This is a genomic window from Rhodococcus triatomae, assembly GCF_014217785.1.
Classification (GTDB): domain Bacteria; phylum Actinomycetota; class Actinomycetes; order Mycobacteriales; family Mycobacteriaceae; genus Rhodococcus_F; species Rhodococcus_F triatomae.
This window is the reverse complement of the sequence record NZ_CP048814.1, coordinates 3229750-3247069: the sequence shown is the minus strand read 5'-3', so window position 1 is coordinate 3247069 and position 17320 is coordinate 3229750. Positions and strand designations below refer to the sequence as shown.

The window sequence follows — 17320 nt, the reverse complement described above, 5'->3', positions numbered from 1 at the left end:
GGCACCTCCCGAAGGAGGTGCGACCGGGTTCGGCTCCTCCGTACGTGACCCGACGACCGCCTCAATGAAGGGCACCTCCCGAAGGAGGTGCGACTTCGGGTCGTCGCCGAGGGCCGCGGCCAACTCTTCGAGAGCCTCAATGAAGGGCACCTCCCGAAGGAGGTGCGACCGTCTCGGCGGCGAGGGACCCGACGGCGGCCGTGTCGGCCTCAATGAAGGGCACCTCCCGAAGGAGGTGCGACCTGGATTCCGAGCGGGTGCGCACTCTCGTCCGTCGGCTCAGCCTCAATGAAGGGCACCTCCCGAAGGAGGTGCGACGACGGCGTGCCGCGACCGAACCCGGACGATGCGACCGACGCCTCAATGAAGGGCACCTCCCGAAGGAGGTGCGACAGCACCCTAAATTTACCCCCTCTGACCAGCATCGGAGCACCCTCCCCGCGAGCACTCCGCTTTCAGCACCCCGATTGAGGGCTTCAAGGCTACTCTTCGGCACGAACATGGCCTCTACCTGCGGAAACATCACGCGAGCGCTCCCCAGGAAATCGTGCACCGACGGAGCGCTCGCGAAACACCTCGGAATCAGATGATGATCGACGAATTGTCGGTGATCGGTCGCGACCTTCCGAGGTAGCTGAATCGGCCGTCCTCGACGGTTGCGGTCAAGCCGAGATCACACACGAGCACCGAGTCCTCCGAACGCACGATGACCGAATCCATCTCCCGTTCGAGACGAACCAACCGAGCCGGCGAGATGTCCACGACGAACACGCTGTACTGCACGCGATCGCCGTACCTGGACAGGAGCTTGGCAAGTCGCACCCGGCGCTTGTCGTCCGGGATGTCGTACGCGATCAGCGTGCGCCGCGTGTCGTCCCGCCTCATCGCGTCTTGATCCCGACGTACCGGCCCTGGGTCCCGTCCACACACCCCAACACCATTCGTGCCTGCACCTCGATCGCTCGACGCCAGGACACTCGATAGCCGAACACCGGGTGGGTGAACTTCGTCTGGATTCTCCGCTCGAACCCGGCGACGAGCACCTTTCGTCCGCGTTCGGTCAGCCTGCTCGATCCAAGGACATCGGTGAAGTCGTCGATGACGAGTTCGCCGTTGTTGATCGCCGTCACCACCGCCGAATCGGCCAGTGGCGCACGAAACTCCTCCATCAGATCGAGCGCGAGTGCAGGCTTGTTGCGCGCACTGCTGTGCAGAAACCCCGCGTGCGGGTCGAGACCACACGCCACCACCGCGCGTACCACCTCACCGAGCAGCAATCCATACGCGTAGTTGAGCGCGACATTCAAGGGATCGTGGGCATGCCTACCGGCTCGCCCCGGCCACCGTCTGCGGAACTCTCCGGATCGCGACGGCGACAGCAGAAGCGGGAACTCCCGGAAGTATGCAGCGGCCGCATCTCCCTCCACACCGAACAGCTGGCCGAGCGAATCGACAACACCCGCTTCACGCTGAGACCGCCGCAGCCGCGCGATCGTCTCCCGTCCCCCATCGGCGTTCCGCCGCAGAAGTGTCGCCTGATTAGCCACCTTCGATGCAACGAACTCCCGCGCAATGTCGAGCCGTCCCTCAGCCGACGCCACATGCTGACGCACCCGGGGCAACCCGTTGGCCGATGCTGCCGGTCGGCTCCACCCGACCACCCTTCCCACACTCGAGCACCAGACGATGGTGAGATCCCGCCACAGCATCTGCCGAATCAACGCACCCGAGAGATCGCAGTTGCCATGTACTACCAGGCCCTGCACTCGCTCGAGCGGAAGAGAAGCGATCTCCTCACCTCGCGCCTTGACCACCATCCGCCCTTTGGACACCGATGCCCGACTCCCCTGAGTCGTGAGATGGACGGTCTGTGCGTCGGGGTCGGCGACGTGGATCCGCCGCTGAACCTCCCCTTCGGCTCGCTCGTCCGGCAGGCACACGCTGATGTGCGAGCAACTGCTGCACCGCGCGTCGTCGACCAGAGGAAGCGGAGCGATGGACGCCGACACGATCTCGCGTGCCCTCCTTGCGAAAGACCTTGCCGTATCGAATGCTTCATCGTCGAGTTCGACCTCGGCATGTACATTGTGTCCGGTGAAATAGACCTGCTGCTCGGCTACATCGTGCCCCATATCCTCGAGACACAACCGCTGCAGAGCCAATTGGATGCGCATCGCCTCGGTGATCTCGGGGCGCCGACGTACAGGCGTGGCCTTGTACTCGACGATCCCGAGGCTCCCGTCGCCACGCACATCGACGACATCACACCGCCCCACGAGGTTCATCCGCTTGTGCCCGATGTCGAGAGAACGAACGGACCGATCTCGGCTGCTCCCTGGATCATCCGCCCTGCGGTGCGACGCGACACCGACCGCCATCTGCGCGGTGTCGGTGCGTTCGCCCACCGCCTCGAGCCAGGCCCTGCGCTCACAGAACACCGTGTGCGCCACCAGGCTCAACGGCAACGGGTCCGCCGAGAATCCGCTACTCATGTCACTGTCTCTCCCGTCGGCAACAGTGCTCCGCTGAGGACCTGCCGCTCCGGGGCACTCGCGCTTCCCTTCTTGTCCACGGCGAACCGGGCCACGGCCACGACGCGGCGAGCGAAGAGCCACTTGCTCGCTGCCGCTACGGTGAGGGCCGTGATGCCCTCGTTCTCGGCGTCCTCGTCCAGGCCGGCGGTGCCTACCACCGCCAACTGCTCGGACACCACCAGTGAGCGCAGCCGTGCGAGGGTGACGCCTCCCACCGCCACCGGCAGATACATGTACCTGGTGTGCAGCGCGCCGGGGGGAAATGCCCCCGGTGTCACCGACAGGTCGGTGACGCGGTGGGTGAGCGGGAAGGCACTGATACCCCACAGCGCGCACCAGGCGAGGACGCTTTCCGTCGGTCCGGGTGTCGTGAATCCGGTGGAGGTGCGTGAATCCTGCTTGTCCTTACCGAGTTCATCGCGCCGACTGCTCCCGATGATGCCCGCGAGCACGTCATCGACACTGCGCGCGGCAACCACCTTCGCCAACGGCAACAGCCGATTGCCGACGAACTCCTCACCCTTGTTGCGGGTCTTCATCTCCCAGCGGCTCGCCCCGTGATCCGGGCGGAGGTCCCCATTGTTCGCCTCGCGCCAATACGCGGGCTCACCGAGTGCGCCGATCAGGCGCAGATCCCCGTCGCGGCCGGTGTCGAACAACGCATCGAGATGCTCCTGGCGGGTGCGCTGAAGCTCGCGCCACTCCGGCGGCGAGGCGGCGAGCTTGATCCGGGGGCTGAATGCCGCCGTCCCCGCCCGGCCCCCGTGATCGACGGTGGCATTCAGCCACGAATCCGGGTCGGCAAGCCGACCCGCGTGCGCGGAGATGATCCGGGCAATCGCCGCCTCATCGAGTCCGGGGCAGTCCACGAACGCCTGCGGACGGGCTGTATCCGTCCATCCCACCGCCACCCGGCAGTCCGACTCCGCTTCGACGATCGCCGCGAGCCCGAACTGCGCGAAATGCGTCAGCGCACTGGTGACCTCACCGGCCACGGTCAATGTCGTCATCGCCCCTCCTTCGATACCTGGCCGTCGGCGGCCCGCAGCAGGGCCTCGAGATATGCCGAACCCCAGACCCCCCATCGGCGGTGAGTGTCATCGAGAATGCGGTCCCAGGTGCCGACGTCGAACAACTCCACGGCGTGGGCCGGGAGGCCGCCGGCACCGATCAGTTCCTCGGCCGTGTGCGGGAAGCCGCTCCGGCCACGACCGTGGCTGGTGCCGACCAGCCGCAGCACCAGATCCGCGAGCGGCGAATCGCCCACTGCCGGGGCAGCGAGGACCACCGACAGCTGCTCGTGCCGCCAGCCCACCGGCAGCCCGCTGGCACCCTTCCCGGAGGCCAGCCACTGGGCCGTCCGCCGCTCACTCTTGGCCAGCACCTCCGCCTTCGCCCCGAGCAGCTTCTGGAATCGCACGTCGACCTTGCCGGCGTCGTGGTGCAACCCGGCCGAGGCGAGTGCCTCGGCGACGTCCTCAGCAACCCCCAGAACCGTGGCCAGTGCGCGACCTCGATCCGCGACCGCCGCATTGTGGTCGTCCAACAGCACCGGCGCGCGCGACGCCGTCCATTCCTGTCGGGCTTCCTCGTCGGCTGCGATCGCGGCGGCACCACGAGGAATCACCACCCAGGACAATGCCTGCACGACAACGGTGTCCGGCGCCAGCGGGCCCACCAGCGCAGTGCGCCGCACCTCCTCCCGCCGGGGCTCGGGAACACGGAGTACCAGAACGTCGCGGGGGTCGTCCGCTTCCGCGGCGTCGACGAGGTCCCGCTGATCCTTGTCCCACTTCCTCGGGTCCTCGTCGCCGCGCCACACGATGACCTCGGCGCCGGTGCACTCGCTGTAGACGTCCTTGGCTTTCGCGACCGGCTCGTCCACCGCGACACCCTCATAGGCCACGGGATGGATGTCGTCGAGAATGACGATGTCGCCATCCTCGACGGCTGCGTCGTTGTCCAGGACGTCCACCTCGCCATCGCGGTAGACGAACGCACGACGACGGAGATCGTCGTCATAGCCCTTGTCCGCATCCCACACCACCGCGAGCCGATGCTCGGCCTCCCACCGCTGGCACGGAAACACCTCGTCGGCGACAGGCGGCGCGGCCCGCAGCAGCGCGAGCGCGCCCCCGTCATCCCTGGGTAGCGAACGCACCACGATCCCGGAACTCGATCGGTCGCGCTCGAGGGAATCACGGAGCCACAGCGTAAGGTCCGCACGCGCGGCCCCCTCCTCCGTGGTGCGCGCCCAGGACCACGCATCCCACAACTCCGGACGCTGATACAGGGTGCGGCGGGGCGCCTCGGGCGGCGGTGGGTCGGACGCCACAGCCCACGGGGCGATACCGTCGGCTGTCGCGGCCAGGCGGTCGACCCACTTCTTCGCGGCTTCCAGGTCGTCACGCCGGTAGGGACCGTGCCAATCCTTCATGGCGTCGATATGGGTCGACACCACCACTACCTCGGTGTCGGCCGATCTCCCGATCCGGTTCACCCGCCCCGCGCGCTGTGCGAGCGCCGCACCCGGCGCCAGTTCGGTGACCAGGGACGCGAGGTCCGCGTCGACGCCGACCTCGACCGTCTGGGTGGCCACCAGCACGTCGACGTCGGAATCGCCGTCCAGCGAGAACAGCCCGCCGTGCTCGTCGCGCAACCGCGCGACGTCGTAGCGGCGCATGCGGCCGACGAGAGTGACCACCCGCAGCCCCCGCTTCTTCAGACGCGTGCTCATCTCGACCGCTCCCTTGACGGTGTTGACCACACACGCCACGGAGCGACCGGATCCGCTTGCCGTGCCGAACCTCTCGTGTTGCGCGAGAACCTGTTCGACCAGCACGTCCCAGTACGGCCCGGTCGTCTTCGGGTACGTCGTCGGCAGGTAGCGAATCGGCTTGGGCGTGGTGAGCCGTCGCCGGAGCACCTCACCCGATCCGTCCCCACCGGGAGCAATGTCGCCTGCGAGCACACCGACCTCCCGAACACCGGACCCGGGATCGCCGGGCGTGGCGGTGGTTTCGACCACCTGCAACACCGGCACCCCGATACGCTGCGGCGCGTCGCGCTCGAGGTCCGCGATCCGGCGCGCCGTCACGAGCAACTGCCGGTTGAGATGGGCCTCGTCGAGCACCATCACCGAGTCGTACGCCAGCATCCCGGCGTCGCGGGGGCGCGCATAGCGGGACGAGCCGTAGCCGCGGAACAGCAGACTGCTCCCCCACATGTCCGGGGTTGCACAGAGGACAGCACACGCGCTCGGGTCGTCCACCCAGGAGCGATCGGTCGGCAGGCCGCCCCGCAACTGCGTCAAAGGCAGGATCTCGGCGGCGGTCGGCGTCCCCTCGTGGGCCACGACGCGCAGCGAGCCCAGCGCGCTGCGCACCGCGCCCAGGACGCTGTCGTCCTCGGTCTCCGAGAGCAGCTTCCCCAGGTACTCGGCCCGGTCGGCGTGACTGTCGACGAGAGCGCGGCGGTTGACCACCACGGCCAACCGCCGCGGCACCCGCGGACCGGTCCCGGCGCCGTACAGCGCGTTGAGGAACACGTGCACGTCGACGACGCTGGATTTGCCCGCGCCGGTGGGCGCGACGATCCGGTCCGGCCACCGGCCGTCGGAGAGGACGGTGTCGACCAGACGAATCTGCCACGCAAACGGCTGGTGCCCGCTGACCGCGGCGAAGAACTCCGCGAAATCGGCGGGCTTCACGATCCCCTCGGGCCCGGTCATCCCTGCACCTCCCGCAGCGCGTTCGCAAGGTCCTCCGGATGGTCGACGGGCACGAGGAGCCCGCCGCCGAGGTGCCGCGACTGTCCCACGGCCGACAGCGTCCGCGGGGGAATCGCCTCGCCGACGTCGAATGTCGCCGAATAGGTCAGGACCGGCGTGTTTCGGTGGAGTTTGTGGACGTACCGCTCGGCGTCCCGCTTGGCGACCGCACGAACCTGCTGCACGCGCACTCCCCGCTCGCGTGCCTGCTCGACGACGCTGCGGTAGAACGCCAATCCACGTCCGGGCTCGAGCTGCCAACGGTCGCGCAGCACGAAACCCACCGACAGCAACGCCGCATCCTGCAGCGTCCATGCCGGCACCGCGTCCCGCTGGGGTCGGGTCTCCGCTACCGCCACCGGGTTCGTCGTCCACATGCGGACGGTGCGCGGCGCGGGCGCCGGCCAGAACTCGTCGGCGAGGACGCTGTGCACGGTGCCGTCGAACTGCACCATTCCGGCGGGCGATCGCAGGTAGCGGAAGTTCGCCAGTGCGGCGGTGAGCGCGGCGTAGTCCTCCTGCTCCGCCCCGGCCGGAATCATCAGCGCGAACGCATCGCTGGTGATGTTCAGATGACCGAGGAGTGAGCGGTGCAGGTACTGCAGCGCCAGCCGGTTCGCGGGCCTCGGTACTCCCGGCTCGTACACGCCGGTGACCAGGGACGGCGCACCGAAGCCGATCCGGGAGACCAGCGCCCGGTGCAGCGCGGTGCACCAGAGGACGCGGTCACGGAAATCGACGTCGAGATCGACCGGCAGCAGGATCACCTCCTGCCACGGCCCCGCGGCCGGAGCCGGATCGGCCGGAAAGTACTGAGCCGACGCCAAACCCGTGGTCACCACGGGATGGGGCGCCGGAAGCTCCGAACTCGCGGGCCTGTCCTGTGCCGTCGTCGGGCGCTTGACGTTGGCCTTCTGATGACCTGTGAGAAGGGCGTCGACTCGGCCGGGCTCGGCGACCCGAACGGCGGTGGCACCGGCGGCGAACCGCGATGCCTCCGGCCGCAATCGCAGCGTCTGTTCCGGCGCGGCGGACGAGACCTCGAGGACCACCGGGCTGGCGGCCTCACCGAGGCAGGAGACGTCCGCGCACAGAGCGTCGAGGGTGTCACGCACGTCGGCGGGCGGCTCCTGCTCCCAGACCCAGGCGATCTCACCGTTGAACGCGTAGCCGTCGGCGACGCGACGCTGCGTCTTCTTGTCCGTCCACGCCGCGCCTTCCTTCCGGACGACGCCCTCGTGCCGGTAGGCAATGACCCGCTCGCCGTTGATCGGCACGGACTCCGGAAGATGAATCCCGGTGGGCGGGTTGCTCTCGAACCAGCGCAGCGCCGCGAGCGATTCGGGTGACGGGCGCAGGCTGCCGCCGGAATCGGCGAGAGCTGTCGATCCCTGGCAGGCGGCGTGGACGAGCGCGGCGTGCAGGCGGGCCGGGTCGGGAAACGGGTCCGGTGCCCCGTCGTCGCGGTGTCCGGTGTAGGTGCCCAGCAGGAACCGGGCGACGATGGCCCACATCATTCGTCCGCATCCGCGACGGCGCCCGCCCGGATCGCCGGGTTGCCGGTGACGGTCAACACCAGTCCGTCCCAGGTGACGTCGGCCTTCTTCTCCGCCTCGGCAAGCGCTTTCTCGAGTAGTGCGTCGGCGGTCTCGATGGTGATCGGATCGAACTCGACGGTCTTGCCGTAGCGGGCATCGAGCGTCACGGTGGGATTGCCGGACTCGACCAGATCGCAGTTGGCGCGCAGGCTCAGCTCGGAATCCGAGCGGGCCAGGCCGGCGAGGGCGTACGCGGCGAGCAGGGCACGCGCGGCGGCGTCGCCGTCGGGGCCGGCTCCGAAACGCAACTGGCGCAGGGCACTGAAGCTGAGGACGTGGGTGCGGATGATCCGCTTGCACGCCACCGAGCCGAGTGGGTCCAGGCTCGGTGGGATCGCTCCGAGCCCCAGTGCGGACGCCGATTGTGCCTTGGTGCCTGCGCTCTTGATGGTCTTGCCGACCCTCTCGATCAGCTTGGGGCTCAACTCCGATGCCTGCGCGTCCACGATGCCCTGAAGTTCCTTGCCGGTGAGCCGCACGCTCATTGCCACCGGGTCGACGCGGGCGCCACCGCGTGGGTTGGGAGTGCGCGCCTCCTTGCCCTGGTCGGCGAGGACGCCGATGATCTCACCGACGAGCACGCTCCGGTAGCGCGCCTGATGCGACTTGCGGGTCGAGTCCCAGGACCCGAAGACGAGGCTGGTGGGGCTCGTCTCGAGCAGTGCCTTCGCGTCGGCCGGGGACGAATCGCGAGCTGCACGATAGCGCGGATCGTCGGTGGCGGGAGCTCCGTCGATCGTTCCGGCGCGAATGTGCCCGTCCCACAGACGGTGTGGCAACTGCAAGTCGGTGTAGACCTCGGTGCCGTCCCGGTAGGTGACGGCCACGTGCGGCACCCGGGACAGCAGCGGGTGGCCGTCGGCAATCGCATCGGCGAGGGGCTTTTCGAAGCGATTACCCTGCGAAGACTTACCGTCGATGTCAACGGTCTGCTGCGCCTCCCCGTCGATGTAGCGGACGCCGTACGCGTACACGGAGTTGTCGCCCAGGACGAACCGGGCGGGCGCCACGGCAGCGTGGTCGCCACCCGCGGGCTTCAGGTCGGTGACCGAGGTCAAGGCACTCGATCCGCCGGGGCGGCAGGCGGCGAGCAGGGTCTGGTAGTCGAGCTGGGGCATTGGAGATCCTTCGTGTCATGAAGCGCGAAAACTGGAGATCGAGCATCGAAATCGCGAGCACGCGCCCCCATTCAGGAAGGCGTTTCACCTCGCCGCCGACCGTTCGTGCGGACTTCACCATCGCGAACACACCGCACGAACGGTCGACCTGGAACAGCAGGGCACTGAGAGGCATGGCACCGCCCCGGCCAGCGACCTACTGGCAACAACTCCTGGAACGCACGTACCAGAATTGCAGAATTCGGACACGGTGGCAACCGTTAGCTGATCTCATGTCACCTAGCACTACCTCACGGGTGCATGTCAGGGAGGCAGCGCCCATTAGGCTGGGTGTGCGCTGCCCTTCATTGAGGCGTGACCTGAGAGCAGCCGCGTCGTGCGGACGCAAGTCGGCATCTCGTCCGGGTGGGCGGCGCCGCCCTCCACCCGGACGAGCCTTCATTGAGGGCTACCAGCTCACGAGCAGTCCCCCCTCTCCCCGTCCTTGACCACCGACAACATCGCGTCCCCTTCTCCGATGGGCGCTCCCGGCTGGGGATCCTGGCCGACGACCACCCAGTTGGAGTCGATGATCTGAGATCGACCGCGGCCGGTCGCATCTTCGCTGCGGGAGTAGAACGCGCCGGTTTCCTGGATCAGGTTCTGCGCCTCCTGCAAATCCATGCACATCACGTCGGGCATCAGCGCCGGGATCGGTGCCACCGCGGATGTCAGCGACGGCTCACTGCTGGTCGCCGGTGCTCTCCCCTGCTGCGCCGGTCCCGAGGCCTGCGGATTCGGCTCCGGTGCAGCTGCCACCGTCGCGGGCGCAGTGGTGGACGTCGCGCTCGGCTCGGTCTCTGACTCCTCCCGTCCGGTCACGTCCCCGATGATGCCCACCAGGACGAACACGCCCGCGACGACACTCGCTGCCACCAACCCCTTCCGCATCGGCCGTTTCTCGGGAACCTCCGGTGGTGGCGCCATGTACCCGGCTGTGTCACCAGCGAGGAAGGCTGCGTGTCCCGCATCGGCGCGGGCCGCGATCGCTTCCTTCTCCGCCTTGACCCGGGCATGCCGGTCCCGAAGGAGCTTGCCGACGGCCAGGTACCACAGCCCCGCAGCGAACAGCAGCTGAATGAGCGCTGCACCGAAATCGCCCTCGGCGAGGGTCGTGAAGACGAGCCACGTGCAGATCCCGGCAAAGAACCCGGCGACCACCCGGAGGTAGGGAACGATCAGATTCATATGCGCTCCAGTTGATTCAGAGGACGGATTCGACTTCCCGCTCCGCATCGCGGACACGGAGTTCACCGGCAATCAGTCGCGGGAGAAGGGTGTCGCGGAGTCGGACCAGAGAGGCAGATTCTTCCCGCCGATCAACAACCAGCGTTCCCAAACTGGAAACCGTATCGAGCAACGACGGACTGAACTGCTCAGGATCGGGGACCTGGCTGGCCATGACATCCGCTGGCTTCACTCGCTGATGGCTCCCTGAAGTACCCGCGACCTGCGACTGCAGCTGAGCTGAAAGAACAGGAGACCGCAGAAGCGCCCAGAGCACCGAGGTGGAACACGACATCGGCTCGAGTACCAGGAACTCGGTCGAGGCGAACGCACGCTCGGCGGGAAGCCTCGCGAGATTCCACACCCTGGGAAAACGCGGGTTGAGCTTGGAGATCAACACGCTCGGCTTTTCCACCTCGAACTTCGCACTCTTGATCTCAACCGGGTTGGAGATCTCTGGCATCTCGCCCGAATCGAATGCGGGCAGACTGAAATGAGCGACTGCCATGTCACCCATCAGAGCTGGCGAGCACGTCGCCTTCCTCAAGCTTGCAACAGCGCCCAGTTCGACGAATCGGTTGCCGCCTGCAAGCATCGAAACTGCAAGTTCCGCTGCCGTCTCCACGACCTTGCGGTTGACGGCGATCTTGTCGTCGAAGGCGCCGAGGATTTCAGCGATGGCATCCTGCTCAGAACGTTCAGGAACACACACATGGAGGGCCTTAGCCTCGGGGTAATACATCGTTTGATGTGTGGTCCCGTAAGAGAACCTGCGCACACTCTCCTGCTCTGCGACGAGAAGGTACCGAAGGTACCTAGAAGACAGCCCAGGACCGCAGACCCAGTTGACGAAATCCTGACTTGTCGCCATCGGAACCCCCATTCGGACGACGTAGCCGACCGAGGCAGTTCGCGACAGACACACTGTGCCAGCTGGCAGGATGCGCGCTGACGAGTTTTCGATCCCCTTCTGCGTCACGTTCTGCAAGGTGTGGTCGATCGTTCGTCCGTGGTTGGCCGTCGCGTCTCGGATACCGATCCAGGGAATCTCACCGTCCCAGTACTCGTCGACCTTGCGACTCGGCGTGTGTCCACTCTCTAGTCGGGCCAGCTCGCCAAGAGGCCTCCAGCGGAACCCTGTTGGCTGACTCAAGGTGGTCGGCATACCGACACTCAAGGCGAACCTCCCTGCGATCACTCCCCCCGTAGGCCCCCTACCTCCCGTACTGGTTTCAGCACTCACGACAACACCCGCCCCAGCTGCTCACGCACAACCGCCTGCAACCGGTCCGACTCCTCGAACTGCGCGAACAGTTCCTTCGTCAGGCGCTCGATCTTCTCGCCGATGGGTTCGCCGTCGTCCTCGAGCTGCGGGGCACCGACGTACCGGCCGGGGGTCAACGCATAGCCGGCCTCTTTGATCTCGGCGAGTGAGGCCGAGTAGCAGAATCCCGGTTCGTCCTTGTACACCGCATCACCGGCGGATTCCGTTCCGCGCCAGGCATGGAACGCACCGGCAATCTTCGCGATATCCTCCCCGGACAGCGCCCGCTCGGCACGATCGACCATGTAGCCGAGATTGCGGGCGTCGATGAACAACACCTGGCCCTGCCGGTCGACCGACCCCTTCGGCCCGGCGCTCTTGTCCCGCGCCAGGAACCACACGCACACCGGGATGCCGGTGCTGCGGAACAGTTGGGTTGGCAACGCCACCACGCACGACACCAGATCGGCCTCGACCAGCTGGGCCCGGATCTCGCCCTCGCCGCCAGAGTTCGAGGACATCGAGCCGTTGGCCATGACGATGCCGGCACTGCCACGCTCGGCCAGCTTCGACACGATGTGCTGGATCCACGCATAGTTCGCGTTGCCGGACGGCGGAACGCCGAAGCGCCAGCGCTTGTCGTCCTCGCGGCGGGCCCAATCCTTGATGTTGAACGGAGGATTCGCCAGCACGTAGTCGGCCAGCAGATCCGGGTGCCGGTCGTGGGCAAACGTATCGTCCCACTTGCCACCGAGATTGGCGGTGATGCCGTGAATGGCGAGGTTCATCTTCGCCATCTGCCACGTCCGCTGATTGGACTCCTGCCCGTACACCGCAGCCTCGGTGGGGCTACCGCCGTGCCGCTCGATGAACTTCTCCGTCTGCACGAACATGCCACCCGACCCACAGCACGGGTCGTATACGCGCCCACCGTACGGCTCGAGCACCTCCACCAGCACCCGCACCACGCCCGGCGGGGTGTAGAACTCGCCACCACGCTTCCCCTCGGCACGGGCGAACTTCTCCAGGAAGTACTCGTACACCTCACCCATCAGGTCGCGGGCCTTGGTCGCCCCGTGACCGGTGAACCGCGTATCGCCGAGCAGGTCGATCAGCTCGCCCAGCCGACGCTGGTCGACCGCGGGGCTGTTGAACGACGTCTGGGTGATGCCCTCGAGCGTCGGATTGGCCGCAACCAGCTCGCGCATCGCATCGTCCACCACCTGGCCGATGGTCTTCGCATCTGCGGAACTGCTCTCCTGGATGCCCTTCGCATTCTCGGCGAGATAGGACCACCGGGACGGTGCGGGCACCCAGAACACGCTGCCACCGACGTACTCGTCGGGCACGTCGACGAGTTCGACGATCGCGTCCTCGTCCAAGCCCTCCGCAACCATCTCGTCGTGGATCTGGGCGCGACGCTCCTCGAATGCGTCCGACACGTACTTGAGGAACACCAGCCCCAAGATGATGTCCTTGTACTGGGAGGCGTCCATCGACCCACGCAGCTTGTCCGCGGCCTTCCAGAGCGTGTCCTTGAGCTCCTTCATCGTCGACGGCGCCGACGACGCGGACTTCTTCCTCGGTGGCATACTCAGCCTTCCTCCGTGCTTTCCGTGGACGCGTCGGTGACCACCAGCACACCTCGTGCCAGTCCGTCGACCACCGTCGTCGTCAAGAGATCGATATTTCGCACCAGTTCGGCAGCGGCCCTGCGCTGCCGAGCCAATTCCTCGAGCGCCGCCCTGGTCGCCTGCGCGTGGTCGGATCGCAACTGCGGCACCTCCCACCCGCCCCAGCGCGCGCCGGTCCGTACACCCTGCCGGGGCCGAGTCCGGGTCTTGGCGCCGCGTAGGCACTCGGCCACCACCTCCGGAAGGAGCCCGGCATCGGGATCCACGATCCGCAACACCCGCGCTGGCGCAAGCACGACGGCCGCACCCTCGTGGTCGATGAGCACCCCGAAATCGGCGTCCCCACAGACGACGATGTCGCCTTGCACGGTGAAGCGGCCCCGGGGGTAGTCGGCCGCGAAGGTCAGCCGGTCGATCCCCCGGGAACCGACCGCGCAGCGGCCGAATACCTCGTCCGGCCCGATCACCCGGTGGTCTGCGTCCGCCACGACGTCGTCGGGATCGATCCGGTTGCCGGGCACCATCCGGACGACACCCTCGGACACGAGATCCCCGACCGTGCGTATCCTCGCCGCACCGCCGCTGCGGTACTCGAGCGGCATCGTCACGGTCGATCGCGTGGATGTCGCCGCGCGGTTGATACGGTCCACCAGCACTCCGGCGCGCACGGCGATGTCGGCACCTTCGACCCGCGCGCGTGGCCGCTTCCGGCGCCCGGAGAGCGCACCGTGTGCATCCTGCGCGAGCAATGTGGCGGTACGTTCGAGCTCGCCGAACTGGAACGAGTGTGCCCGCACCGACGCAGGCGAGCCCATCGCTGCCGTCACGTCGGAAACGATCGCGGACGTGACCGCCTCGTTCAGGTCGATGTCACCGATGTCGGCCAGCACTGCCCGTCGCTCTGCCGGCGGAACCGAGTCGTCTGCGGAGCCCAGCACCCACAGCGCCAGTGGCAACCCCGGAGCGGACGGGACGAGGCCTTCCGGCAATCGGATCGACGCCCGCAGCCGGTCCGACCGGAGGATGTCCGAACGAACCCGCGAGGCGGCGGCATCACGCAACGGATCGACGAGGATCCGGGCCGGCGCCAGCACCACCGCGGTGTGCCGCTCCCCCATCCGCAGGGTGACGTCATCGATCTCGGTGAGCACGTCCACCGGCGAATCCGCCGCCCGTGACGAGACCGGATACTGCATGACGAACACCGCGCGATCGTGCACGGCTGCCGCGTCGTCGACGCCGCCGCGGCGTAGTGTCCACCCGTGCACGGTCAAGCGACGCCGCGCCAGCCGCGACACCGGGCCGCCGTCACTCGCGACCGCTGCCACCGGGCTCGCGTACTCCGGTAGGCGCCTTCGCACGGCCACCAGCAGATCGGTGCCTCCGGGAATCGGATCGACGAACGTTGCGTGATCCGGGTCGGCCAACGAAGTCGCAACTGCCGCAACCATCGCCGATGCACGGGCGGCTACGCCCGCCGGACCCGAACCCAGGTGCGGATAGCGCGTTCGCTGCCGCATGAGCACCTCGAACGCGTCGAGTGGCGTGTACGCGGCGTCGGCGATGCGATCCACGTAGAGGGCCATCGTCCGCAGCTCCGGCCCGAGCGCGATCAACTCCGAATACACCATCTCGTCGTCGGGATCGTGCTCGTCGGCCTCGTCCAGGAGCTCCTCGGTGTCCAGATCACCCAGCTGCGCACCCATCATCCATTTCAGGCACAGCAGTGCGGTGATTCCCTCGAACACGACACCGGGCTCGAGGTCGCTGCGGTGATCGAGGGCAGCATGCACGGCGAGATCCTCGGCCACCGCGTCATTGTTGCCCAGCCTCCGCCGCGTCAGCCATGCGACGATTTCGGCGCCGTCGAACCGGTCCTGGCCACCCACGGACTGCACCGGCGCCGGGAACGGATCGCCCCCAATTCGGTAACGATCTGCCCACACGGTCACCACCGGACGCCGGACGCCGGCGAGCGCCGCAATCCCCGAGCGAGTGAGCAACAGGGCCGAGTCCATGGATGTGTCGGTAGTCATCGGCATACTCCTCTCAGGTCCGGGGGGACAACGTCGGGGGGGACCACACTGGGGAGAAAGCTACAGCAACCATCCGACTGTACCGTCTAGTTGCTCGATAACCCGGGTTATCGATACTTTCCGTGATTGCACGATCATCAGAAGCCATGCTCGTCGCCATACCGCAACCGAGGAGGCTCCGATGCACGCTGTCATCCACACCCGTACCGTCTCCGGACTTGCCGATGACGCCCACACGGTGGCTGCGTTGGCCTGGTCCGCTGCCGACGGCGAACACCGCAGCCAGCTCTTCATCCGGCCCGGCGCCTCCTGCGAAGCCCGCTACGCCGCCGGACTCGACGCCTTCGAAATGGCTCTCGCACTGTGCGAGACGAACGACGACACGGTGATGCTCCACATCAACGACCACGGACTGCGCGCCAACATCGACATGGTTCTCGACGCCTTTCCCCACATCCACCTGGCGCACGGAACCAGAGGCAACCTGCTCGCCCTGCTGGAGACCGCCATGCACCGAATCGACGAGCACACCCATGTTGCCGCTGCCGTGCATCACGAGCGGCTCGAGCGGGCCCGGATCGAGCGAGCCCAGGCCCTGGCGGAGCTGCCCGAGCTCGTCATCGCGACCGATGCATCCAAGGCAACGCATCGCCGCGGCGCCGGCATCGCCTACGCGACGGCAGACGGCCGATACCGGCAGGAGTTCCTATCTGGTGTCCGGCACATCTCCGTCGGGGAACTACTCGCCATCGAGGCGGCCGTCGCCGACTTCCCCGGACGTAGACTCCACATCCTCACCGACAGCCGAGACGCGATGCAGGCGATCGGCGTGGAATGGGAGCCGCGCTGGCGGGTCACCGGCGAGACGGCCACGCTGGGGGCACGGATCCGCGCGCTGATGAGTGGTCGGGACGTGCGGATCAGCTGGGTCAAGGGCCATTCCGGGCACGAGCTCAACGAGATCGCGGACCGACTTGCTGTCGCCGCGCGCCGTCACCACGAGTCCAAGGTTCCGGCAGCAAGCCGACGATCCGTGGCGGACAACATCGTCGCGCCCCTGCGTGCAGCCCACGTACAGGCCGCCGCATGAACGACAACTGGGAACAGATATTTCACGCGCTCGGATACACACGCCGCGACGGTCGCGACGGGCTGTGGTGCAGTGTTTCCGGAGTGGACGTCGGCGCCGTCGACGGCCCCGGAGACCTCGTCCGGCTCACCGCACGCCATCGCACCGTCCGCACGATCGCGTGGCGCGAATCCGTCGGTGATCGCCGTTGGGACCGAGAGCACATGCTCAACTCGATTGATCAGATGGTGGGGCAGGTGACCGACCGGCCGGATACTGCAGTCCTGCAGGATCTCGATCGCGCCGAACAGATCACGCTGGAAGGCCTCGTGTCCGGCTCCCACCCTTGCTACACGTTCGAACAGTTGCCCCTCTATCCGGGAATCAGTTACGGCCTCGAGTACACGCTCGAACACCGGGCCGCGATGACGTGCGCACGCGCGAGCGCGGACACGCCTCTGCTCGGCTGGCTCGCCGCGCACCATCCGAACGAGCAGGTGCGCACCGAGGCGCTGCGCAATCCGGCGTGCTCGCACGATGCACTGCTCGCCTCGGCATCCGACGAACGCGTGGCTGCGCAACTGCTGCGGCGCAACGACATTCCGCCGGACGTCATGGATCGACTCATCGTCGCCGAGAGCACGCGGTATCTGCGATCGCCACATCCTCGTGCGCACTGCCCACGGTTGCTGGAGATCGCTGTGCACCCGTCCTGCCCGGACGAGGCGGTATCTGGCTTGATCGCGCACGGGTCGGTAACTCACGAACTCCGGCTGTATGCGGCCGAGGTCGCGTGGCGGGCATCAGACGAGCGGCGCGACCGTATCCACATGTGGCTGCTCGAATCCCGCCGGCCGGGGAAACGCTCCGCCGAACTGATCGGCCGAATACTCGGCACCGACGACCCCGCCGGGCGTGCCGCCTGGCTCCGCGCCCAGAGCCCTCGCCTGTCCCGCCTCGTCGAGGGCTCCCGACCGAACACCGAGACGGCTCGGTGACCGCCGTGGAAGGAACCTGGCGAGGGGCCGCGGC

At 67.3% G+C, this 17320-nt stretch carries 12 protein-coding genes and 1 CRISPR repeat array (1 of these 13 cut by a window edge); of the genes, 2 read left to right on the top strand and 10 right to left on the bottom strand.

The annotated features are described in order from the left end of the window. A CRISPR array of direct repeats spans positions 1-393; the repeat unit is 36 nt; unit sequence GCCTCAATGAAGGGCACCTCCCGAAGGAGGTGCGAC (it extends 973 nt beyond the left edge of the window). Positions 394-582: 189 nt separating this feature from the next. The 10 genes from cas2 to G4H71_RS15310 form a co-directional block, all read right to left on the bottom strand. After that, entirely contained in the window at positions 583-885 is a 303-nt protein-coding gene (gene cas2, locus G4H71_RS15355) for a CRISPR-associated endonuclease Cas2 (protein ID WP_072740350.1), read from the bottom strand. Beyond that, positions 882-2492 carry a CRISPR-associated endonuclease Cas4/Cas1 gene (locus tag G4H71_RS15350; protein ID WP_072740351.1) on the bottom strand — a complete coding sequence of 537 codons (1611 nt, stop codon included), beginning with the start codon at positions 2490-2492 and terminating at the stop codon, positions 882-884. Before G4H71_RS15350 ends, cas2 begins: the two co-directional genes overlap by 4 nt. Continuing rightward, positions 2489-3544, bottom strand: coding sequence for a hypothetical protein (locus G4H71_RS15345; protein WP_072740352.1), 1056 nt, complete (start codon positions 3542-3544; stop codon positions 2489-2491). Before G4H71_RS15345 ends, G4H71_RS15350 begins: the two co-directional genes overlap by 4 nt. Beyond that, complete coding sequence (cas3g, locus tag G4H71_RS15340) at positions 3541-6264, bottom strand: type I-G CRISPR-associated helicase/endonuclease Cas3g (protein ID WP_072740353.1); 2724 nt, start codon at positions 6262-6264, stop codon at positions 3541-3543. Before cas3g ends, G4H71_RS15345 begins: the two co-directional genes overlap by 4 nt. Beyond that, positions 6261-7820: a type I-G CRISPR-associated protein Csb2 gene (csb2, locus tag G4H71_RS15335; protein ID WP_072740354.1), complete on the bottom strand. Its 1560-nt coding sequence runs from the start codon at positions 7818-7820 to the stop codon at positions 6261-6263. The genes cas3g and csb2 overlap by 4 nt, the downstream gene beginning before the upstream one ends. After that, complete coding sequence (cas7g, locus tag G4H71_RS15330; protein WP_072740355.1) at positions 7817-9019, bottom strand: type I-G CRISPR-associated RAMP protein Csb1/Cas7g; 1203 nt, start codon at positions 9017-9019, stop codon at positions 7817-7819. The genes csb2 and cas7g overlap by 4 nt, the downstream gene beginning before the upstream one ends. Before the next feature lie 456 nt (positions 9020-9475). Further along, on the bottom strand, positions 9476-10246 hold the full coding sequence (locus G4H71_RS15325; protein ID WP_072740356.1) for a PASTA domain-containing protein: 771 nt from the start codon (positions 10244-10246) through the stop codon (positions 9476-9478). Between the two features lie 16 nt (positions 10247-10262). Continuing rightward, a complete protein-coding gene (locus tag G4H71_RS15320; protein WP_139183248.1) occupies positions 10263-11450 on the bottom strand; it encodes a restriction endonuclease subunit S in 1188 nt (395 codons plus the stop codon). Between the two features lie 74 nt (positions 11451-11524). Beyond that, the gene (locus G4H71_RS15315) at positions 11525-13141 is read right to left on the bottom strand and encodes a class I SAM-dependent DNA methyltransferase (RefSeq protein ID WP_072740358.1); all 1617 of its coding nucleotides are present in this window, start codon (positions 13139-13141) and stop codon (positions 11525-11527) included. Between the two features lie 2 nt (positions 13142-13143). Beyond that, positions 13144-15219, bottom strand: coding sequence for a hypothetical protein (locus G4H71_RS15310; RefSeq protein ID WP_246442125.1), 2076 nt, complete (start codon positions 15217-15219; stop codon positions 13144-13146). A 181-nt stretch (positions 15220-15400) separates the two neighbouring features. Here G4H71_RS15310 and G4H71_RS15305 point away from each other — a divergent pair, with 181 nt between their 5' ends. Further along, positions 15401-16309, top strand: a complete 909-nt coding sequence (locus tag G4H71_RS15305) for a ribonuclease HI (RefSeq protein WP_072740360.1) — start codon at positions 15401-15403, stop codon at positions 16307-16309. Beyond that, on the top strand, positions 16306-17286 hold the full coding sequence (locus G4H71_RS15300) for a hypothetical protein (RefSeq protein ID WP_072740361.1): 981 nt from the start codon (positions 16306-16308) through the stop codon (positions 17284-17286). The genes G4H71_RS15305 and G4H71_RS15300 overlap by 4 nt, the downstream gene beginning before the upstream one ends. The last annotated feature ends 34 nt before the right edge of the window (positions 17287-17320 follow it).